The organism is Corynebacterium sp. CMW7794 (assembly GCF_001563605.1).
GTDB classification, from domain to species: domain Bacteria; phylum Actinomycetota; class Actinomycetes; order Mycobacteriales; family Mycobacteriaceae; genus Corynebacterium; species Corynebacterium phoceense.
The window spans coordinates 1-20,190 of sequence record NZ_KQ961708.1; the positions used below are offsets into that span (position 1 = coordinate 1).

At 64.1% G+C, this 20,190-nt stretch carries 17 protein-coding genes; 10 read left to right on the forward strand and 7 right to left on the reverse strand.

What is annotated here, in order from left to right:
* Nucleotides 1-217 precede the first annotated feature (217 nt).
* The gene (locus HMPREF3227_RS00745) at nucleotides 218-643 is read right to left on the reverse strand and encodes an HIT family protein (RefSeq protein ID WP_066490177.1); all 426 of its coding nucleotides are present in this window, start codon (nucleotides 641-643) and stop codon (nucleotides 218-220) included.
* A 35-nt stretch (nucleotides 644-678) separates the two neighbouring features.
* Between HMPREF3227_RS00745 and purD the strand changes: the two genes are divergently transcribed.
* Nucleotides 679-1,956 carry a phosphoribosylamine--glycine ligase gene (purD, locus tag HMPREF3227_RS00750; RefSeq protein WP_066490180.1) on the forward strand — a complete coding sequence of 426 codons (1,278 nt, stop codon included), beginning with the start codon at nucleotides 679-681 and terminating at the stop codon, nucleotides 1,954-1,956.
* 128 nt (nucleotides 1,957-2,084) lie between these two features.
* Nucleotides 2,085-3,524, forward strand: a complete 1,440-nt coding sequence (purB, locus tag HMPREF3227_RS00755; RefSeq protein ID WP_066490189.1) for an adenylosuccinate lyase — start codon at nucleotides 2,085-2,087, stop codon at nucleotides 3,522-3,524.
* Between the two features lie 95 nt (nucleotides 3,525-3,619).
* Here the strand turns inward: purB and HMPREF3227_RS00760 are convergent, their stop codons facing one another.
* A complete protein-coding gene (locus HMPREF3227_RS00760) occupies nucleotides 3,620-4,489 on the reverse strand; it encodes a hypothetical protein (RefSeq protein WP_066490191.1) in 870 nt (289 codons plus the stop codon).
* Nucleotides 4,490-4,572: 83 nt separating this feature from the next.
* Between HMPREF3227_RS00760 and HMPREF3227_RS00765 the strand changes: the two genes are divergently transcribed.
* The 6 genes from HMPREF3227_RS00765 (at nucleotide 4,573) to HMPREF3227_RS00790 (ending at nucleotide 10,799) form a co-directional block, all read left to right on the forward strand.
* Nucleotides 4,573-5,457: a phosphoribosylaminoimidazolesuccinocarboxamide synthase gene (locus HMPREF3227_RS00765; RefSeq protein ID WP_181734565.1), complete on the forward strand. Its 885-nt coding sequence runs from the start codon at nucleotides 4,573-4,575 to the stop codon at nucleotides 5,455-5,457.
* 197 nt (nucleotides 5,458-5,654) lie between these two features.
* The gene (locus HMPREF3227_RS00770) at nucleotides 5,655-6,290 is read left to right on the forward strand and encodes a hypothetical protein (RefSeq protein WP_066509495.1); all 636 of its coding nucleotides are present in this window, start codon (nucleotides 5,655-5,657) and stop codon (nucleotides 6,288-6,290) included.
* A gap of 45 nt (nucleotides 6,291-6,335) precedes the next feature.
* On the forward strand, nucleotides 6,336-7,190 hold the full coding sequence (locus HMPREF3227_RS00775; protein WP_066490205.1) for a hypothetical protein: 855 nt from the start codon (nucleotides 6,336-6,338) through the stop codon (nucleotides 7,188-7,190).
* A 389-nt stretch (nucleotides 7,191-7,579) separates the two neighbouring features.
* Nucleotides 7,580-9,712, forward strand: coding sequence for a S9 family peptidase (locus tag HMPREF3227_RS00780; protein ID WP_066509496.1), 2,133 nt, complete (start codon nucleotides 7,580-7,582; stop codon nucleotides 9,710-9,712).
* A gap of 45 nt (nucleotides 9,713-9,757) precedes the next feature.
* Nucleotides 9,758-10,435: a DUF2334 domain-containing protein gene (locus HMPREF3227_RS00785; RefSeq protein WP_066490213.1), complete on the forward strand. Its 678-nt coding sequence runs from the start codon at nucleotides 9,758-9,760 to the stop codon at nucleotides 10,433-10,435.
* Nucleotides 10,436-10,613: 178 nt separating this feature from the next.
* Nucleotides 10,614-10,799, forward strand: coding sequence for a hypothetical protein (locus HMPREF3227_RS00790; protein WP_066509498.1), 186 nt, complete (start codon nucleotides 10,614-10,616; stop codon nucleotides 10,797-10,799).
* Nucleotides 10,800-11,031: 232 nt separating this feature from the next.
* Here HMPREF3227_RS00790 and HMPREF3227_RS00795 read toward each other — a convergent pair whose 3' ends face one another.
* From HMPREF3227_RS00795 to HMPREF3227_RS00810, 4 genes are all read right to left on the reverse strand, one after another.
* Nucleotides 11,032-14,304, reverse strand: coding sequence for an ExeM/NucH family extracellular endonuclease (locus HMPREF3227_RS00795; protein WP_082750206.1), 3,273 nt, complete (start codon nucleotides 14,302-14,304; stop codon nucleotides 11,032-11,034).
* A 283-nt stretch (nucleotides 14,305-14,587) separates the two neighbouring features.
* Nucleotides 14,588-15,907, reverse strand: coding sequence for an alpha/beta hydrolase (locus HMPREF3227_RS00800; protein ID WP_066509500.1), 1,320 nt, complete (start codon nucleotides 15,905-15,907; stop codon nucleotides 14,588-14,590).
* A gap of 81 nt (nucleotides 15,908-15,988) precedes the next feature.
* Nucleotides 15,989-17,044: an alpha/beta hydrolase gene (locus tag HMPREF3227_RS00805; protein ID WP_066490231.1), complete on the reverse strand. Its 1,056-nt coding sequence runs from the start codon at nucleotides 17,042-17,044 to the stop codon at nucleotides 15,989-15,991.
* 32 nt (nucleotides 17,045-17,076) lie between these two features.
* Nucleotides 17,077-17,319, reverse strand: a complete 243-nt coding sequence (locus HMPREF3227_RS00810; RefSeq protein WP_141628561.1) for a hypothetical protein — start codon at nucleotides 17,317-17,319, stop codon at nucleotides 17,077-17,079.
* Nucleotides 17,320-17,695: 376 nt separating this feature from the next.
* Here HMPREF3227_RS00810 and HMPREF3227_RS00815 point away from each other — a divergent pair, with 376 nt between their 5' ends.
* A complete protein-coding gene (locus HMPREF3227_RS00815; RefSeq protein WP_066490243.1) occupies nucleotides 17,696-18,397 on the forward strand; it encodes a PAQR family membrane homeostasis protein TrhA in 702 nt (233 codons plus the stop codon).
* 319 nt (nucleotides 18,398-18,716) lie between these two features.
* Here HMPREF3227_RS00815 and HMPREF3227_RS00820 read toward each other — a convergent pair whose 3' ends face one another.
* Nucleotides 18,717-19,712: an acyl-CoA thioesterase gene (locus HMPREF3227_RS00820; protein ID WP_066490245.1), complete on the reverse strand. Its 996-nt coding sequence runs from the start codon at nucleotides 19,710-19,712 to the stop codon at nucleotides 18,717-18,719.
* Nucleotides 19,713-19,790: 78 nt separating this feature from the next.
* Here HMPREF3227_RS00820 and HMPREF3227_RS00825 point away from each other — a divergent pair, with 78 nt between their 5' ends.
* Nucleotides 19,791-20,168: a sterol carrier family protein gene (locus HMPREF3227_RS00825; RefSeq protein ID WP_066490248.1), complete on the forward strand. Its 378-nt coding sequence runs from the start codon at nucleotides 19,791-19,793 to the stop codon at nucleotides 20,166-20,168.
* Nucleotides 20,169-20,190 lie beyond the last annotated feature (22 nt).

A 20,190-nucleotide genomic window follows, 5' to 3' on the forward strand; every position in this document is an offset into this window, starting at 1 on the left:
GGACTCCGAGTCCAAGAAGTCACTAGACATCACAGACGAAGCCTGAACGTCGACACCAAACCTCAAGGCAAAGACGTTGATGCGAACGAGCTTACGCCACATTGATAGGCAAGCCAGGTAAGAAAGCCCAGGTTGGTTGTGAGTCGGGACTTCGACCAGTGTGGTCGGGCCTGACGGTGAGCTGAGCCAAGTCGGGCGCTCCCCAGGAAAGACGTCGTTAGGAGCGGAAGCCGTCCTCGCCGGTGCCGAGGTGCTGGCGAATGCGGGTGGCCGCCTCGTCCATGGCTGCGGCATCGGTGGCATCGGCAGCGTAGGCCTTGGCGAAGTCGTACTCCTCCATCTTGTCGGTGGGGAAGATGTGAATGTGGGTGTGCGGGACGTCGAAGCCCGCGATGATGTAGCCGGCGCGCTTGGCGTCAAACGCGTTCTTTACAGCGTTGCCGACTTCCTTGGCGATGGCATTGAGGTGGGCCCACGTCTCCTCGTCGAGGTCGGTCCACTTATCGACTTCCTGGATGGGAACGACGAGCGTGTGGCCGTAGCGCAGGGGCTCGATGGACAAGAAAGCAACGACGGTGTCGTCACGGTAAACAAAACGGCCGGGCAGTTCGCCTTCGATGATCTTGGTAAATACAGAAGCCATGGGGAATACCCTACCCGCCCGGTAGGATAGGCGGCATGCGAATTCTTGTGATCGGTTCGGGCGGCCGCGAACACGCCCTCCTCAAGGGACTGGCAAACGACCCTTCTGCCCCAGAGCTCCACGTCGCTCCGGGTTCACCGGCCTTCGCCCAACTCGCCACCGTCCACCCCGAGTACTCGCAGGTTGATGATCCGCAGCGCATGCTCGAGTTGGCGCAGTCCATCGCTGCTGAGCTCGTCGTTGTCGGCCCTGAGGTCCCGCTCGTCGCGGGTGTCGCCGACGTTCTCCGCGAGGCGGGAATTCTCGTCTTCGGACCCAACCAGGACGCCGCTCAGATTGAAGGCTCCAAGAAGTTCGCCAAGGACGTTATGGAGGCCGCAGGCGTTGCGACTGCACGCGCGGAGCAGCTCACCCCGGGTACCGCGGACGCCGACATCGAGGCCGCGCTCGACCGCTTTGGCCCGCAGTTCGTGGTCAAGGATGACGGACTGGCCGGCGGCAAGGGCGTCGTCGTGACCGAGGACCGCGCCGCGGCTCGCGCGCACGTTGACGCCGTGCTGGGTGCCGGCAACCCGGTTCTCCTCGAGTCCTTCCTCGACGGCCCGGAGGTCTCCCTCTTCTGTCTCGTCGACGGTGAGACCGTCGTCCCGCTGCTGCCGGCACAGGATCACAAGCGTGCGTTCGACAATGACGAAGGCCCCAACACCGGTGGCATGGGCGCGTACACCCCGCTGCCGTGGCTGCCCAAGCGCGGCGTCGAGCGCATCGTCAACGAGGTCTGCGTGCCCGTCGCCAAGGAAATGGTCCGCCGCGGTACCCCGTACTCCGGTCTGCTCTACGCCGGCCTGGCCTGGGGTAAGGAAGGCCCGTCCGTCGTCGAGTTCAATTGCCGCTTCGGCGACCCGGAGACCCAGGCCGTCCTGAGTCTCCTCGAGTCCCCGCTGGCCGAGGCCCTCCACGCCGTCGCCGCCGGCGAGTTGGCCCAACTCCCGCCGCTGGAATGGAAGGACGGCTACGCCGTCACCGTCGTCCTCGCCGCTGAGGGATATCCGGCCTCCCCGGTCAAGGGCGCGGAAATCTCCAGTCCGGATCTGGACAACCCGGAGAAGATCCTCCACGCGGGCACCACCGTCGAGGAGGACGGCGCCGTCCGTGCGAACGGCGGCCGCGTGCTCAACGTCCTGGGGCACGGCTCCACCCTCCACGAGGCCCGTGGCAACGCCTACGTTGTCCTCGATGAGGTCGCGATGGACGGCGGCTTCTATCGTTACGACATCGGTCTGCCCGCAGCACAGGAGCGCATTCGCGTCTAAGGGGGTACGGGCGTGACCGGGCACTAGCCCGGTCACTGAGGCGGACGCTGTGTCTGAGCGCTGGGCCCAGACGCCGTGGCGCGGCCTAGCGCGAGAGTCGGGGGCATCGGCACGCTAGGCGTGCGATAATAAACGGCGTGGCTGAGAAAAAGAACATTTCCAACGTACTGTCCGCACGCTATGCGTCACCCGAGATGACCGAGATCTGGTCGCCAGAGCACAAGATCGTCCTCGAGCGTCAGCTGTGGATCGCCGTCATGAAGGCCCAGAAGGACCTCGGCGTCGACATCCCGGCAGAGGCTATCGCGGCCTACGAGGCCGTCATCGAGGACGTCAACCTTGCGTCCATCGCTGACCGCGAGCGCGTCACGCGCCACGACGTCAAGGCACGCATCGAAGAGTTCAACGCCCTGGCTGGCTACGAACACATTCACAAGGGCATGACCTCCCGTGACCTCACGGAGAACGTCGAGCAGCTGCAGATCCTGCGCTCCCTCGAGCTCATCCGCGACAAGGCTATCGCCGTCGTCTCCCGCATTGGCGAGCGCGCCGCACAGTACCAGACCCTCGTCATGGCAGGCCGGTCCCACAACGTGGCGGCGCAGGCCACGACGCTGGGCAAGCGCTTCGCGTCCGCCGCGGACGAGATGCTGCTGGGCATCGAACGCGTGGAAAGCCTGCTGGGCCGCTACCCGCTGCGCGGCATCAAGGGCCCGATGGGCACCTCTCAGGACATGCTCGACCTCATGGGCGGTTCCGAGGATAAGCTCGCGTCGCTGGAGACGCTCATTGCCGACCACCTGGGCTTTAGCCGAATCTTCAACTCCGTGGGTCAGGTCTACCCGCGCTCCCTCGACTTTGACGCGGTCTCTGCGCTCGTCGAGCTCGGCGCCGGCCCCTCCTCGCTGGCCACGACCATTCGCCTCATGGCCGGCAACGAGACCGTCACCGAGGGCTTCAAGGAAGGCCAGGTCGGTTCCTCCGCGATGCCGCACAAGATGAACGCTCGCTCCTGCGAGCGCGTCTGCGGTTTCCAGGTCATCCTCCGCGGCTACCTCACCATGGTCGCTGACCTCTCCGGTCAGCAGTGGAACGAGGGCGACGTGTTCTGCTCCGTCATCCGCCGCGTGGCGCTGCCGGATGCCTTCTTCGCCATCGATGGCCAGTTCGAGACCTTCCTCACCGTGCTCTCCGAATTCGGCGCGTTCCCAGCAATGATCAACCGCGAGCTCGAGCGCTACCTGCCATTCCTCGCCACGACCCGCATCCTCATGGCCGCCGTCCGCGCCGGCGTGGGTCGCGAGACCGCGCACGAGGTAATCAAAGAAAATGCCGTCGCCGTCGCGCTCAACATGCGTGAAAACGGTGCTGAGCAGGACCTCGTTGCCCGCCTCGCTGCGGACGAGCGCCTGCCGCTGTCTGCAGAAGATCTCGAGGCCGCCCTCGCTGACAAGCACGCCTTCATCGGCGCGGCCGAGTCCCAGGTCAACCAGGTACTTACCCGCATCAAGGCCCTTGCGGATCAGCACCCGGGGGCAGCGAACTACACCCCGGGCGAGATTTACTAGCCCTCAGGCAGAGGCCCTGCATACACGAACCCCGGTTCAGCGCGTTGGTGGCGTGAACCGGGGTTCGTTGCGGTGGGGAGCTTGAGGCACCTACTTTAGGCGCCGAGCGGGAACGGAAGGTTGAAGTTCGGCAGCTTGAAGCCGCCGGGGGTGTTGACCACGTAGGCCGCGCCGACCGTGAGGACGGCGATGGCGATGAGGATGCCGATGGCCGTGCCCTGCGAGGAGCCGCCGCTGCTGCCGTCGTTACCGGTGCCGTTGGTGATGGGCACCTCTATCTCCGGAACCGGCTGGTAACCCGGCGTTGCGCCCTTCGCTTTGAGCTCCGAGATGCACTTTTCCCAGGCGTCCTTGACGGCGTCGTTGCCTGCGGTGGATTCGAAGGAATCGATGGTGGCCTGCAGTCCGACCTCGGATTCGTGCTTGGCGAGGATAGTGCGGAACTGCGAGCTGAATGCCGTCGACGCGGAGAGCAGCTCCGCGCGCGCACCCGTGGGCACGGAGTCGCGCATGGCCATCGCGCGGTTGATGGAGGCCTCGGGGAAGTTATCGCCCAGCAGCTTGTCCGCCGCCTCGTCGCTGATGATGGCGTCCACGTTATTGGCGGCAACGAGAATGACGAGAACGTCCTGCGCGTTATAGCCCTTTGCCTGGAACTTCTTCAGCAGCTCCGGGTAACCTGCTGCGGCCTTGACGTCGCGCGTCGTAAACGCAGCGAAGGTGTCCTTGTCCTCAGGGAACTGAGCCTGGACCTCTTCCGAGGCGGCGGTGAGGACCTTCTTGTAAGCCTCAATGACGGCATCGGCAGCCTGCGTGTCCTCCGGGGCGTGCTCGAGAGTGCACAACGGGGTCCCATGCTGGGACGTTCGGGTGTTAACGATAGGGGCGGCGGTTGCCTGAGGGACGGCGACGGCGCTGAGCGCGAGGGTGGTGGAGACGAGAGCAGCGGTAAGGCGGCTACGCACGATAAGAACTCCTAAGTGAGAGGGAGGAGACAACAAAAGTCAGAACAATGCTACAGAGTCTAGGCTGCGATATGCTTTCTGTCATGCGCCCTCAGCTTTCTGATTACAAGCATCTGTCCTCCGGCAAGGTTCGCGACATCTACGAAGTCGATGATAAAACGCTGCTCATGGTTGTTTCGGACCGTATCTCGGCCTACGATCATGCGCTCACCCCCGCGATTCCGGATAAGGGCCGCGTGCTCACCGCGACCTCGCAATTCTTCTTCGACGCCATCGATTTCCCCAACCACCTGGCGGGCCCCGTCGATGACGAGCGTATCCCGGAAGAGGTGCTCGGCCGCGCCATCGTGGTGAAGAAGCTGGACATGCTGCCCTTCGAGTGCGTCGCCCGCGGCTACCTCACTGGCTCCGGCCTCAAGGAGTACATCGCAGAAGGCACTGTGTGCGGTATCGAGCTGCCCTCGGGTCTCACGGAGGCTTCGCGCCTGCCGGCCCCCATCTTCACCCCGGCCACCAAGGCCGAGTTTGGTGAGCACGATGAGAACGTGAGCTTCGACCGCGTCGTCGCAGACTTGGGCCAGGAGCGGGCCGAGGAGCTGCGCACCGCAACCCTGCGCATCTACTCTGAGGCCGCCGCCATCGCGGAGGCCAAGGGCATTATCCTCGCGGACACGAAGTTCGAGTTCGGGCTCGACGAGGACGGCACGCTGGTTCTCGCGGACGAGGTCCTCACCCCGGACTCTTCCCGCTACTGGCCGGCCGACACGTACGAGGAAGGCAAGGTTCAGCCGTCCTTCGACAAGCAGTACGTGCGCAACTGGCTGACCTCGGACGCTTCCGGCTGGGACGTCGCGGCCGACACCGAGCCGCCGGCGCTGCCGGACGACGTCGTCGCGGCTACTCGTGGCCGCTACATCGAGGCCTACGAGCGCCTGTCCGGTAAGTCCTTCGACGAGTGGATTGGCTAGAACCCGCAAAACCACTCGATACGCGTCCCGTCGAGAGAGCAGCAACGCTTTCTCGGCGGGACGCGTGTGTGAGCAGGGGTGCCTGAAAAGTGAGACAGGCATGAAATACCGCTATGGGCAGCGAGCTCGGATATATTGAGGAGCGTGTGTGCGCTTTACGGTGCTCACATTGAATGCTCGCTCTCGAAAGGACTCTCATGCTCGACCTCACCCACGCGAGCGTTGCCGTAGGCTGCGCGCTCGCGGTGACGCTGGGCGCCGCCGTTGTACCGGCAGGCGCGCAGGAGACCCAGGGCACCACGAGTATCACGGTGGACGAGGCTAAAGGCACCGTGCCGGCAGACTCCGCCCCGGTGGCGGAGCAGTCACTCAAGGTTGCCTATGCGGATGCCACCATCCACTCGGGTCAGAACCCAGGCTACTCGCTCATGGTCGTTAACCGGCACGGCACGCGCGTGGAACTTAATTCCGGTCGCATCGTTGCCAAGGTCTCGGGCCTTCCTGAGGGCGCGGCTGACACGTACACCGCGTCGGTGATTCAGGGCTTCGCAATCTTTGACAAGATTCTCCTGCCCGAAGAAGTCGGCGCCAGCTACACGGTGACCTTTACGGCGTATACCGCTGCAGGCGAAGTCATCGATACCGCGCAGGCTACGACTAAGGTCATTGATCCACTCGCCCCGCAGCCCAAGCGCACGGGAATCGCGCAGTTCTCCTCCGGCTCCAGCTGGATCGTGGACGGCAAGGCGCAAGGCCCCGTGGTCGATAACACGCAGTACTACCTTGATTACGCGAAGAACCTTCGCCGCACCCTGGGGCTTGCGGACAAGTAGTCTCACCCATCCCATCTTCTCCCTCACAGAAAGCTCTACAACCACATGAATTTCTCTCCTCGCCGCGCACTCGTTGCCGCTGCCGTGTCCGTGTCCCTCGCCGTTACCGCCACTCCGGCTGCCACGGCCCAGTCCTCGCTGCCGTCCCTGCCGTCTGGCCTCGTGTCCGTCAACGGCACCGGCATTGAGAATGGCGCCTTCACCGGTGCTATTCAAAAGGACGGCATCAAGATTCCGGTCACCGGCACGATCGAGAACGGCGCTATCACGGGCCTCAAGGTCGATCCGAACGGCGTCGTGGGCATCGCCGAAGGTGCATTCACGGGTGCCATTCAGAAGGACGGCGTCAATATCCCGATCACGGGCACCATTGAGAAGGACGGCATCACGGGCGTGAAGGTTCAGCCTGGTGGTCTTGTAGGTGTCCAGGAGGGTGCTTTCACCGGTGCTATTGAGAAGGATGGCGTCAAGATTCCGATCACGGGCACCATTGAGAACGGTGCCATCAAGGGGGCCGAGATCAACGTGGACCCGAACGGCATCATCGGCATCCAGGAGGGCGCTTTCAAGGGCGTCATCGAAAAGGACGGCGTCAACGTTCCGATCACCGGCACCATTCAGGACGGTGCGTTTAAGGGCGTGAGCATCGAGCCGGGCGGCGTGACCGGCACCCTTGAGGGTGGCGTGCTGGGTATCGCACCGGGTGCTATCCAGATCAACCCGCAGATCGACGTCGTTGTCGCTGATATCTTCGGCTCCTCGAAGTTCGCGGAGACCGAAGCCGTGAATGTCACCATTCCGCTCATCGGCGTTGCAGCCATCCTCGCGGCCATCGGCTTCGCCATCAACCAGATGGGCCTGCCGCCGGCCATCCTCCGTTCGCTTAACCTCAACCATTAAAACACAGAACTCAGCACCCGCGCCGAGAAATCGGCGCGGGTGCTGTGTCGTCGTGTGCGGGGGTTAGTCGAGCTCAGTGATCTCGCGGGCTGCGCGCTGCAGGATCTCCAGGATGGCGTGCTCGTGCTCGGGGGAGGCGCTTCGTCGGTGAGAAGGGCTTGGCGCACCTGGCCGAGGGCCTGCATGATGGCTGGGTTGCCCAGTTCGCGACGCTCCTGGGGCACACCGTGTGGGCCGCGGAAGCCACGCGCCCCGCGACCGCCGCGCGGACCGTGGGGCCGGGGCCGGGACGGCCAGGGGCGAAGGGGGCATCGGAAGGCTCGGCGTAGGCGGCGAAGAAGTCCTCCCATTCCGTGGCGTGTGCCGGAAGGCGCGTAAAATGGCACGGCATGACTGTAGACCCCTCCCTTGCAGCGCCTCGTGCTGCGCAACATCCCGTGACTCGTTCCTTCCATGGCCGCGACTTCGTCGATGACTATGAATGGATGCGCGACAAGGAATCCCCGGAGACGATTGCGTACCTCGAAGCGGAGAATGCGTACACTGAGGCGCGCACGGAGCACCTTCAACAGCTGAGCGAGAACATCTTCGCCGAGGTGAAGTCGCGCGTGAAGGAGACGGACATGTCCGTGCCCGTCCTGCGCGATGGTTACTGGTACTACGGCCGCACCGAGGAAGGCAAGAGCTACGGGCTGTCGTGTCGCCTCAAGGCCGCCGAGGGCGCGGAGGCGTGGAGCCCCATCGAGCTGCCCGAGGAGGGCGCGCCGGAGGGCGAGGAGGTTCTGCTCGACTCCAACGTCCTGGCCGAGGGGCACGAGTTCTTCCAGGTGGGCGCGGTGGCGCGCAACCGGGAGACAGATGTGCTTGCCTTTGGCGTGGATACCGTGGGCGACGAGCGCTTTGAGGTCTCTTTCAAGGATTTGAAGACAGGCGAGTTGCTCGCGGATCGCCTGGACGGCGTCTACTACTACCTCACATGGGCCGGTCCGAATTACATCTTCTATACGACCGTGGATGAGGCGTGGCGCTCGGATAAGGTGTGGCGCCACAAGATGGGCACCCCGCAAAGCGAGGACGTGCTTGTCTTCCACGAGGAAGACGCGCGCTTTGGCGTGGGTGTGGGGACGACGAAGTCCCGCGAGTTCCTCTTCGTTCAGGTGCAGTCCAAGACCACCACGGAGGCGTGGGTCGTGGGGCTCGACAATCCGGAAGGGGAGCTGCGCCGCCTGTGGGAGCGCCGCCAGGACGTTGACTACGACGTCGACCACGCCGTGGTGGGTGGCAAGGACTACTGGCTGGTCACGCACAATGCGACTGGCGCGAATTACGAGCTGGGTTACTGTCCGGTGGCCTATGGCGCGGATCTGCCGGAGTTCGACCAGCTCACCGTCCTCATGCCGCACGAGGAGACCGTGCGCATTGAAGGGCCGGCTGTCTACCGCGACCAGATCGTGGTGGGCTACCGCCGCGGCGGCATCGGTCGTGCCGCCATCATGGACGTGCGCGAGGGCTGGGGCGAGTTTAAGGAGCTCGAGTTCGACGAGGAACTCTATGAGGTCTCCGTGGGCGGCGCCCCGGATTGGGAGGCGGACGTCCTGCGCGTGGGCTACACGTCGTATACGCAGCCCTCGCAGCTGTTTAATTACCGCGTGACGAGCGGCGAGTACAAGCTGCTCAAGGAACAAGAAGTCCCGGGTGGCTACGACGCGAGCCAGTACGTCGCGCACCGCGAGTGGGTCACGGCCCCGGATGGCGCGCAGATTCCCGTGTCCATCGTGCGCCGCGCGGACCTGGACATGTCGAAGCCCAACCCGACGCTCCTCTACGGCTACGGTTCGTACGAGGTGTCCATGGATCCGTACTTCTCGGTCTTCCGCCTCTCGCTCATGGATCGCGGCGTCATCTTCGCCGTGGCCCACGTGCGCGGCGGCGGCGAGATGGGTCGTGCCTGGTACGACAACGGCAAGCTGCTGCACAAGAAGAACACCTTCACGGATTTCATTGCGGTGGCGGACGACCTCATCGCCCGCGGTGTGACGGCCCCGGAGGTGCTCGCTGCCGAGGGCGGCTCCGCCGGCGGCCTGCTCATGGGCGCTGTCGCCAACATGGCGCCGGAGCGTTTCCGCGCCATCCAGGCGTCTGTGCCCTTCGTGGATCCGCTCACCTCCATCCTCATGCCGGAGCTCCCGCTCACCGTCGTCGAGTGGGAAGAGTGGGGCGACCCGTTCCACGATCCGACGGTCTACGACTACATGGCGAGCTACGCCCCGTACGAGAACGTTACCGCGCAGAATTACCCGGACATTTTGGCGCTCACCTCGCTCAATGACACGCGTGTGCTCTACGTCGAGCCCGCCAAGTGGATTGCCAAGCTGCGCGCCACGGCCACCGGCGGCGAGTTCCTGCTCAAGACCGAGATGGTCGCCGGTCACGGCGGCGTCTCCGGCCGCTACGCCCAGTGGCGTCAGGCCGCGTTCGAGTACGCGTGGACCATCAACAAGATCACGGGGTTAACCGCCTAGCCTCTCGCCGCGCGGCGTGGCGCTGTGCGTGCGATAATAAGCGGCATGCACGGCGTTCTCCTGGTTTCGATTTCTAGTATTTTCGACGACACCCGGAAGTACGCGGAACATCTCATCGCGGAGCTCGACCGCGACGACATTCCCGTCTCTCTCCTTGTCGCCCCACACATCGATGGCAATTGGCACTTGGCCAAGGACCACCGCATGCAGCATTGGTTGCGCGACCACGCCGAGGCCGGACGCACGCTCATCCTCAACGGCTTCGACCAGGCCGTCCAAGGCCGCCGCGCCGAGTTCGCGAACCTGGAGGCACACGAGGCCCGCCTGCGCCTCAAGGGTGCTACCCGCCAGATGGCCAAGATCGGCTTCGAGCCCACCATCTTTGCCGCCCCGCGCTGGCGCATGTCCCCAGGCACGCTCGAGGTCCTGCCCGAGTTTGAGTTCCAGCTCGCCTGCTCCTCCCATGGCCTCCACGAGCTGCCCTCCGGCAGGCTTCATCAGACTCGCAATCTCTCCTTCGGCGAGGGCTTCGGCGCTGCGAAATGGTGGCGTCGCAACATCATTCGGGCCGCGGAGCGCTCTGCCCAGCGCGGCAACACCGTCCGCCTTTCGGTCTCCGCACGCAACCTCGAGGACCGCAAGGTCCGCGCGGACTTCCTGCGCGCCGTCGACAAAGCCGCCGCAGCCGGGGCGAGGCCGGAGAGCTACAGCATCTTTCTCTAGGCGCGAGTATATGTGCGGACATGTCACGGAACCCATTGAAGTTCTACCTCGATAAGTCCTCCCCGCAGACCTGGAAGTCCGCCATCGCTTTCACCCGGGCCGTCGGCGAGGAGGCCCGCGCGGCAGGCGGAGCGACGAGCTCATCGAGCTCATTAACCTCCACACAAAGGTCGCACTCATGCTGACCGAAGCCGCCACCCAGCCTTCCGATGCCCCCTCCCGCGACTTTGCTCAACTCTTCGCCGCCGCTCCTCTCACCGACGCCCAATTCGCCGCCGTCGAGTGGGTGGCGATTGCCATGAACGTGACCAATCGCGTCTCGATCCCGTCCCATCACTTCGTCAAGGAGCAGTCCTTTGAGTAGCACCGAGCCGAATCCCCAGGAGAAAGCCTGTGACGGCCTCTCCGACGGCGTCGACTACGGCCTGCGCATCGTCGCGGTGTCCCCTACGCGAAGTCATGGCTGACCCAAGCACCCCGACTACCAACAGCGTGTGGATAAGACCGAACCCCGGCACCTCGCGGCCGTGGGGATTTAACGCACGAAAACGACGAAAGGGCCCCACACACAACCGGGGCCCTCTCTGCGTTGTGTGCTACATCTTCAGATTCTTAATGGCCATGCGTACCGGCGCAGGCAGCGTCTGCAGTGCGCTGTCCGGAATCTGGCCGAAGACAGCCGCCATGAACGGGAAGGCACCCACGAGCGCCAGCACCGCGAGCACAATGCCGACGATGCCGCCCGTGCCCAGGCTCGAGGCATCCGCGCCGTCCGCGTCCTTGCCCGGCGTGGTGTCCTTGTCCGTCTCCTCGTCGCCGGCTTCCTTCGTCACCTGGCCCGAGACCTTGACGTTCTGCTGCGTGCCATCGGTGAAGGTCACCGTGAGCGAGCCGTCCTCGTTGGCCTCGATGCTCTCGATGCCGCGACCGTCCTTGCCGTTCTTACCGGCGGCGCCATCCTTGCCATTCTGTCCGTCGGCGCCATCGGCACCATCCTGACCGTTCTGGCCATCAGCGCCGGTCTCGCCCTTCTGGCCGTCGACGCCGTCTTTGCCGTCCGCGCCGTCGCGGCCAGGCTCACCCTTCGGGCCCTGGGTGTTGCCGACAATCTCGGTGGTGCCGTCAGAGTAGGTGACTTCCAAATCGCCGTTGTCGAGGACCTGAACCTTAGTCACGGAGCGGCCGTCTTTGCCGTCGGTACCGTTCTGGCCATCCTTGCCATCGACGCCGTCCTTGCCCGGCTCGCCGCGGACGGTGCCGAGGTTCTGTTCCGTGCCGTCGGTGTAGTAGACGATGAGCTCGCCGTCGACGATCTTCATCTCCTTGACACCGCGGGCATCGGAGGTGGTGTCATCATCCTTCGGATCGTCGTCCTCCGAGGGAGCCGTAGCAGAGAGCGAGAACCCAACTTTGACCGGGTCGTGATCAGAAGCGCGGAACGGGGAGTTGTCGTAGAAGTCCACCACGTTGTAGTTGCGGCGGGAGTACTCGAAGGCGACGGACTCGTCCGAGTTGATGTTCCAGACCTGGGCGTCAGAGACCTTGCCGGAGGCAACCTCGTTGGCCAACACGTGGTCGAGGCTACCGAGGAGACCGTCGAATTGGTAGGACGGATCGGCACCGTAGGTCTCAGCCGGGACGGTGTAGCCGTTCGCGCGGAAGACGCCGAGGGCCTGCTCCATGGTGTAGGTGTTGAGGTCACCCATGACGAAGGTGGCCTTGCCCTCCCAGTCCTTCTGCTTGGCAAGGTGATCGAGCACAGCCTGCGCCTGAGCGTTGCGGACGTTCGGGTTGTTGCCCTGGCCGTCGCCGGAGTCAGCGTCGCCCTTGGCGACGGACCCCTTGGACTTGAAGTGGTTGGCGACCGCGACGAAAGTTTCCTTCACATTCGGATCAGTCGCTGCGAATTCCTGGGCGAGCGGCTCGCGGGCGGTGCCGGTGAAGCGGTCATCGGTGAAGATGCGGGACTCGCCCACGGGCTTGACGCGATCCGGGTCGTAGATAAACGCGGTGCGAATGACATCGCCCTTGACCGGGACATTCGACGGGGACTTCACATACTCCCAGTTGCCGCCTGCGGCGTTAAGGGCCTCGGTCAGTGTCTTCAGAGCGTTATCGCGCTTGTTGATGTCGCCGGTGACGGCGTAGCCGTTTTCGATCTCGGACAGGGCGATGACGTCAGCGTCGAGGCCGTTGATGGCGGCGACGATCTTGGCCTGCTGGTCAGCCAGGGCCGAGGCGGTCCACGCGCCACGGGTCGTGCCGCGGTTGACGGTGACCGGGTTGCCGTCCTTGTCCTTGTGGCTGGTGCCGCCGAACTCCTCGCCGAGGGAGACGAAGTAGTTAAGGACGTTGAATGCGCCGATAGTGTAGTCACCCTTGACGTCTACGCCGCCCTCGATGGCTGCGCGGGAATCTTCCCAGGAGATGGGCAAGTCAGCGCCAGAGGTGTTGCCGGTAACCGGTGTGGTGGGCTCGAAGCGCCAGGCGTCGTGCGAGTAGTGAACGACGACGGGGTGCTGGAACTCGACGTGGTCCGTGGTGCGCAGCGACTTGATGGTCGAGCCGCCGTCCTGCGAGATGTAGGGCAGTGGGGTCTCCTTGTCCGACTGCATGTAGTTCTTCGTGCGGGCGTCGTCGAGGATGACGAGGCGTTCTTTGTTGGACGCAGCGAGCTTCTGCAGATCGGAATTCGGTTCTGTGGAGGGCTCGTAGATATCCGACGGCTGGCGCAGGTACTCGGTGCCGCCGTTGAGGCCGACCTCGCCGTAGGTGGTGAGCGCGTAGTTATTCGTCACCGTGTGGGTACCGGGCTGGACGAGCATGCCCTCGAAGGGCTCGCGGGCTGCATCGCCGGCTGGCAGCTCATCGATAACGAGCGGCGTGACGGCAGGCAGAGCCTCGGCGAGCGAGGAAATCTCAGCAGCGGTGATCTGCGTGGCGTTGAAGAACTCAGAGACCTTGCCGGAGACCTGGACAGAAGCGCCGAGCTCCGGGTAGTCCGTGCGGGAGCCCATGTAGACGAAGATGCCGTGGGAGGCGTCGCCAGCAGCGGGAACCTCGGTGCCGGTGCCGCCGGTCTGGATGGTGAAGCCGTTGAGGCCGCCTTCCTTCCATACTGCGGTGACGACGCCCTCGGTCGTCACAGTCTGATCAACGAGCGGGGATGTGGCGCCCGTGCCCTGGATCTCGGCGATGGGCGTGATGGCCGCCGGGTCAGCGGGGGCGGTCGGATCTGTGGGGTCAGCCGGAGTCTCGGGGTCGGTGGGATCGGCAGGATCTGTCGGGTCGCTCGGCACGGCGCCGGAGTTCTGCGGCGTGGGGGCGCCCGCGGTGAAGTCCGCGGCGTTGTTGTCGGTGTCTGTGCCTGCGGCATCGCGGGAAACCGACTGCGAGTTGGAGGCGCCAGCGGCGGGGGAGCCCTCGTTGAGGGTGGCCGAACCGTAACCGACGGTGTCGACGGCGGTGCCGGCGGCATCGGCAAGCTGGACCGTACCGCTTGAACCAGCCATGTTGAGACCGGCGTCGGCATCCGGGGTGGGCAGCGCGGTGGTGCCGCCGTTGCCCTGGCCGCCCTGGATGAGGAAGTAGCCGCCAGCAGGGATGGTGCCGCTGAGGGTGGCCTTGCCGCCGGTGCTGCCCTTGCCGGAGAAGTACTCGACGGTGTAGCCGGAGAGCTCGATGTCTGCGTCGGTGGGGTTGTAGAGCTCGATGAAGTCGTGCGTGTACGTGGCGCTGGAGTTTCCGCCACCGCCGTAGGCCTCGGAGATGACGACCTGGGAGCCGTCCGTCGCGGCGTGGGCTGGAATAGTGGCGAGTGAGGAGACGAGGGCAGCGATAGCCAGCGTGCCAATGCGGCGAGAATGCATAAGAATCCTTGAGTTCGATGAGGAGAGAAGCGAATGGACAGATAGCATTAAACGCGTAAAAGCATCGTGGTGAAACTACAAATTTCGCCTTCACCTGGCAGTTTGTTTAGCGCTTTAACAATGTTCTCGCAGTATTTACTTAGTGGTCACTTCATGAGGGCGGGATGGGGTGCCGGGATGCGGACAAGCTGAATGAGAACGGCACGGCTCGCGGAGACAAGCCGTGCCGTTGGCCTGATGCCATGGAGTTCAGTGGTCGTAGACGACCACTGTTCAGCCGCGGTTACTTTAAGTTGAGGGCCGGGGCGATAGTCGACTCCCACGCGGCGTGCAGCTCTCGCTCGAACAGCGCGTACGAGTGTGCACCAAACGTCGTGTGAAAGCGCTCGACGTGGACGCCGCGCGCCTGGGCCGCACGGGTGAAGTAGTTCGAGGTGACTTGGGAGACTGCCTCGAGGGTAAGCCCCCACGTCCAATTGCCGCCAAATTCCTCTGCGGTGGGGATGCCATAGGCGGTGCCCACGAAGACGTCGGTATTACGCAGCGCCGCTGGGTCGTAGGAAGGGTCATTGAGCTGCCACGCATCGCTGCTGGACAAGCCGAAGGCGTCGACGGAGCTGCCCTCCGAGCCTTTGATGATGCCTTGGCTGACAATGCGCCCCAGGACGCCGGAAGTCGCGGGAAAGCCGGAGAACGATGCTGCCGCGGCGAACCGCTCGGGGTTTTCCGCCGCAATGTGCAGCGCGGGGCCGCCGGACATAGACAGGCCAGCAATGGCATCCTGGCCGGTGCCATTGAATTCTTCTTGGACGACGCGGGGGAGTTCCTCGCCGAGGTACGTTGCCCATTGATTGCGGCCAGCAGGCGAGTTCGTGTTTTCCCAATTGACGTACATCGACGCGCCGCCGCCGATGGGGGTGACGACGTTGACCTGCTTATCGGCAAAGAATTCTTCGTAATCAGTCTCCGTGTGCCAGTTGGCACCGCCTGCACCGCCGTCAGCGCCGGACATGAGCACGAGCGTCGATGCTGGGGTGTCGGTCTGCGGGGCTCGCAACAAAAGATTGGTGACGATGCTCTGATTCGCCGGTGACCAGACATCGATCTCGACGAGGTTGCCTTCGACGGGGCGGGTGTCGAGCAGGCGCGGCTCAGGGCCGTAATCGACAGGGGAAGGTTCGCCTCGATCCTCCTCACTGGATAGCTGAGCCGTGGCAAAGGAGTCTCCACTCGACGAGCTGCTGGCCCTGTTGCTGGAGAGTCCTTTGAATGCCGGGACAGAACTACCCAGCCATTGTCCATCTGAGCTGCCGTCACCTGAGCCGAGGGCGTCAGGTAACTGGGCGGAGCCACGGGGCGCGACGAGGGGATCGCCTAGGCGTGAAGAGCCAATGGAACTGAGGGCAGAGCCATCGGAAATGGCCACCGAGCCTTCGGTGGCGGTGCGTGCAGATTCGCTGTCGGCACTGCCTTCGGTAGAGGAGTTCTCTGCGGATTGTGCGGGAGCGACGGCGGGGTCGCTCCACGATGTGACGAGGAGCGAAGTGATGGCCGCGGCGACGCACAGCGCACGCAGGCGGGCGGAGGCGGGAGAAACGGTCATGGCTTCACCCTAGTGGCCTGGGTCACGTCCAGGGGCGTTTTCGCTCTTGTGTCTGCGCGACGCTGTCCTCAGATGGGGTCTTTAGAGATTCGCGGCGCCGATAGCGCGTGCGATGGTTTGAGCCCAGCTCACCTTCATCTGGTGGGAGAAAAGACCAAAGGAATGAGAGCCCTGTGGCGTGTAATAGCGGTTGACGTCGAGCCCGGCGCGGCGCGCGTTATCGGCGAACTGCTGGGTGCAGCCGTTAGCGACGATTTCGACCTCGGCGGGACCGAATGCCTGGCCAGCGGTGGAGCTTAAGTTGCCGATGCCGTCAGGGCCGCCAGGTTGGCCGGAGGCGGAGGCGACGAAGACCTTGACGCCGCGCAGACGATCCAGGTTGGTGTTGGGATCGTGCTCGCGCCACGAGGCATTGCCGGGCATGCCCCACGCGTTAAACGAGGAGCCGCCGCCCAAGGCGATCATGGCTGTGGAGATTGTGCCGCCGTAGGCGCCGGAACGAATGGGGCAGCCGGAATACGAGGCCGCAGCAACAAAGCGGCGCGGGTTATGGCCTGCGATGTCGAGCGCCGCGGCGCCCGTGGAGGATAGGCCGCCGATGGCGTCGCGGCCGGTTCCATGGAATTCCTTGTCGATGAGCGGAGGAAGCTCCTGCGTCATGTAAGTGTTCCACTTGTTGACGCCAAGGATGGGATCCGTGGAATCCCAGTCCGTGTAGAGGGAGTATGGACCGCCCAGCGGCATGACGACGTTGACGTTCTCATTGGCGAACCAGCTCTTGACGTCGCTGTGCGACATCCAGTTGAGGCCTGCCTGGCCGCCCTTGATGCCGGGCAGCAAGTAGAAGGACGGTCGCGGCTGGTCACCCGGAGGCAGCAGGACGTTGTTGTCGACGACGGCGCGGTTGGCTGGGGACCACACGCGCACCTTCCAGTGGTTGCCGTTTACGTGTTTCTTCGAGACGATGAACGGCGTATTACCAAGCCACGGCTGCGGGGCAGCGGTGCCCGGCAGTGACGACCCCGGGGCAAGGGGGGCGGCCTGAGCCGGAGCTGCGAACCCGGTGACGAAAACGGAAGCTGCCAAAGTGGTGGCCGTCAGGGCGGTGGCGGCGACACGAGAGAGAGAAAGTCGCATTCATTAATCATAACTTTTCTTCATTCGAGAAACTAGTTGAGGAAGGGGGCGACTACCGCTCCGCACGCGCGTGGAACGTGAAACCCGAACGAAAAGTGGGTGACGTATGCCCCGAGCGCAGGGCCAATGACCTTTGTCCAGGATTTGCCAAGGGCGTCTTTGTAGTACGGCCAATCGTGAATGCCATAGGCATCGCGGTCATAGGTGACGTCGACACCCGCGCCACGTGCCTGGGCGACGAAAGGCTCGTTGGTGAGGCGTACGAGGTACTCCATAACGCCGTTCCAGAACATGCCGCGTTGGTCGGTGTCGAAGCCGTCTTTTCCAGGCGGAGCCGGAATAGAAGTAGACCTTCGTATTCTTGAGCTTGTCCACGTGGAGGACCGCCGTGTAGCCAGACCGCGACGCAATGGCGATGTACTTATCGAAATAAGCCTCTGCGATAGTGAGGGCCGGTGCGCCGGAGGCCGAAAGGCCCGCGATGACGTTCATGTTAACGACGAGAATCTCGCGGGTGCGCTGGGCAAAGAACTTACTGTGTGAGAGCAATTCGACTGGGCGAGAGGGCCTGCCGCTCGCTCATGCACGGTGTGAAGGCCGGCTGTGGGGGAGTGGTGTTCTGGTATGGTTACGGTGGCGTAGGTTAACTGAATGGGAGGCACCACGATGGACAAGGGCCTGATTACCCGCACGTATGTCATGGCTGACCGCGGCCAGCGGCCAGCGGGGCGTGGATGGTTCCACTTCGGCGCAGCTATCGCAGCACTCGTGGCCTCGACGGTCCTTGTTACCTTCGCGTGGATGCGCGTGCCGTGGGGCGCGGCTCTGGGTGTGACGGTGTACGCAGTGGGACTCATCGGGTTGTTCGGAGTTTCCGCCGCGTATCACCTCGTGCCTTGGGGCAAGGTTTCTACCGTGGCGTGGTGGCGGCGCGCAGACCACTCGACCATCGCGGTGTTTATTGCTGCGACTTACACGCCTCTGCTATGCATTGCGGTAGACAACGCGTGGTGGTTGCTCGTCATCGCGTGGATAGGCGCCATCGCTGCGGTGGTGCTGAATCTCGTGTGGATTTCTCACCCGCGGTGGCTCGACGTCGTGGTCTACCTGGGGCTGGGGTGGCTCGTTGTGCCGCTCATTCCGCAGTTGTGGCGCGAGGCGGGCCCAGCAGTCGTGTGCCTGCTGTTCGCCGGAGGAATTATCTATTCACTCGGCGCGCTCATTTACGGCTTCAAATGGCCTGGGCGCAACGCCCAATGGTTCGGCTACCACGAACACTTCCACACCGCGACGGTGGCCGCGGCTATCGTGCACCTCGTCGCTGTGTGGATGGTCGTCGTGTCAGCGGCCTAGCGTGCTGACCGCGCTGGCTGCCTCATGTGCGGCAGCCGCTATGTGCTTGGGATGTTGACGGACCTGAAAATGCCGAACTTGTCCTCGGCCTGGCCGTAGACATCGCCCCACTGCTGTTTGCCCATCGGCAGGACGACGCGGCCGTCCTTGGCCAGAGCTTCGAACCAACCGCGCGCGGTCTCAATGTCCGTGGCGTCGCCGCCGAGGACCTCGTGGTAGAACGTGAAAGCCTCACGCGTGGTGCCGTCGAAGAAAAAGATAGGGCTCGATGGTCGCGTGCTGTTCTGGCCCAGCCTATGGGAAAGGGGGCATCGGAAAGCTAGTCGATGTGCTGAACTTTCGGCGCCACGATGAGCGGCTGTGGGGAGTACTTGCCGCGCAGGCCACGCAGGATGTGGGCGTGCTCAGCCAGGCGAATGTCCTCTTCGGTGCGCGGGGTGAACTGGCGGGCGCCAAGGGGCTGCCAGTCGTTATCGATGGCCATGTAGGACACCGTCGCGTGGATGGCGGTCTTAAGGTTCGTGCGGCCTTCGGCAGGCGCGCCGGAGCGTACGTGGACCGACAGCTGCATGGTGCGGGTATCCGTGACCATCATGCGGGCGTCGACCTCGATGAGATCACCGATGGAAATGGGACGGTAGAAGCGAATGCCGCCCGCGTACGTGGCGATGGTCTGCTCGCCGGACCACTCCATGGTGCACGCGGTGCCGGCCTCATCGATCCATTCCATGGCCGTGCCGCCGTGGACCTTGCCGCCCCAGTTGACGTCCGTGGGCTTGGCGAGGAAGCGGTTAACCATGCGCGGGGCATCCGAGGGCCCGTCGTAGGTCTGCGTGTCCATCTCTGCCTCGATGGCCTTGCGCAGCTCGATGCGGGACTTCGCGGCGGCCTCGACGCGCAGCTCGTCATCCGTCTGGGGTACGAAAGAGGGCACTGGGGTCGGCTTGCCCGTCGTCGGGTCTTGGGCCACGAAGATGACGAGGCAATCGCATGCGCGGGTGAAGAAGCCGTCACGCGGGTCGGCGGAGAGCACCTCGTTGACGATGTGCATGGAGGTGCGGCCCGTCATTGCAATGCGCGAGCGGACCTCCACGATGTGGCCGGAGGGGATGGGGCGCGTGAAGTGGATGTGGCCGACGTAGGCGGTCACGCAGTACGTGCCGGACCACTGCGCGGCGCAGGCGTAGGCGGCCTTATCGATCCATTCGAGGACGCGGCCGCCGCCGATGCCTTGGGCGCCCGCGATAAGCAGGTCCGTGGGCGCAGCCATAAAGCGCAGTGTGAGGGATGGGGACGGGGTTTCAGCGTTAGCCATGTCACTACCTTAAGGTTCGTGGAGCACATTCGCAGGCAAAGGGTATAAGTCGTCGCGACGGGTCTACAATCCGGGGGTATGAAGAAGGTGCATGACCCCGCCGCCACCCGCGCCGCCGTCGCCGCCGTGGAAGCCTGGGTGCGCGACCCGGCGTTGCCGGATCCCTCCCGCTCGCAGCTTGCCGATGCCGTCCGGCGCACCGCCCGTGCCGTCGCACACGACGCGCCGGGACACAGTGTGGAGCTGCGTGTTCCCCCGTTCGTGGCTGTCCAGTGCATTGAGGGGCCTCGTCATACGCGTGGCACGCCCCCGAATGTGGTCGAGACGGACGCGCGCACCTGGCTGGAATTGGCGCTGGGTGTGACGGAGTGGTCCACGGCGGTGGAGGCGCGTCGCATCGACGCCTCGGGTTCGCGCGCGGGGGAAATCGCGAAATGGCTCCCCGTAATCTTTTAGTTTTCTGTGCCTGTAGCGGCTA

Coding starts and splice junctions, on each gene's coding strand:
- HMPREF3227_RS00745 (WP_066490177.1), bottom strand. CDS start 643: ATGGCTTCTGTATTTACCAAGATCATCGAAGGCGAACTGCCCGGCCGT.
- purD (WP_066490180.1), top strand. CDS start 679: ATGCGAATTCTTGTGATCGGTTCGGGCGGCCGCGAACACGCCCTCCTC.
- HMPREF3227_RS00765 (WP_181734565.1), top strand. CDS start 4,573: ATGCGCCCTCAGCTTTCTGATTACAAGCATCTGTCCTCCGGCAAGGTT.
- HMPREF3227_RS00770 (WP_066509495.1), top strand. CDS start 5,655: ATGCTCGACCTCACCCACGCGAGCGTTGCCGTAGGCTGCGCGCTCGCG.
- HMPREF3227_RS00775 (WP_066490205.1), top strand. CDS start 6,336: ATGAATTTCTCTCCTCGCCGCGCACTCGTTGCCGCTGCCGTGTCCGTG.
- HMPREF3227_RS00780 (WP_066509496.1), top strand. CDS start 7,580: ATGACTGTAGACCCCTCCCTTGCAGCGCCTCGTGCTGCGCAACATCCC.
- HMPREF3227_RS00785 (WP_066490213.1), top strand. CDS start 9,758: ATGCACGGCGTTCTCCTGGTTTCGATTTCTAGTATTTTCGACGACACC.
- HMPREF3227_RS00790 (WP_066509498.1), top strand. CDS start 10,614: ATGCTGACCGAAGCCGCCACCCAGCCTTCCGATGCCCCCTCCCGCGAC.
- HMPREF3227_RS00795 (WP_082750206.1), bottom strand. CDS start 14,304: ATGCATTCTCGCCGCATTGGCACGCTGGCTATCGCTGCCCTCGTCTCC.
- HMPREF3227_RS00800 (WP_066509500.1), bottom strand. CDS start 15,907: ATGACCGTTTCTCCCGCCTCCGCCCGCCTGCGTGCGCTGTGCGTCGCC.
- HMPREF3227_RS00805 (WP_066490231.1), bottom strand. CDS start 17,044: ATGCGACTTTCTCTCTCTCGTGTCGCCGCCACCGCCCTGACGGCCACC.
- HMPREF3227_RS00810 (WP_141628561.1), bottom strand. CDS start 17,319: ATGGAGTACCTCGTACGCCTCACCAACGAGCCTTTCGTCGCCCAGGCA.
- HMPREF3227_RS00815 (WP_066490243.1), top strand. CDS start 17,696: ATGGGAGGCACCACGATGGACAAGGGCCTGATTACCCGCACGTATGTC.
- HMPREF3227_RS00820 (WP_066490245.1), bottom strand. CDS start 19,712: ATGGCTAACGCTGAAACCCCGTCCCCATCCCTCACACTGCGCTTTATG.
- HMPREF3227_RS00825 (WP_066490248.1), top strand. CDS start 19,791: ATGAAGAAGGTGCATGACCCCGCCGCCACCCGCGCCGCCGTCGCCGCC.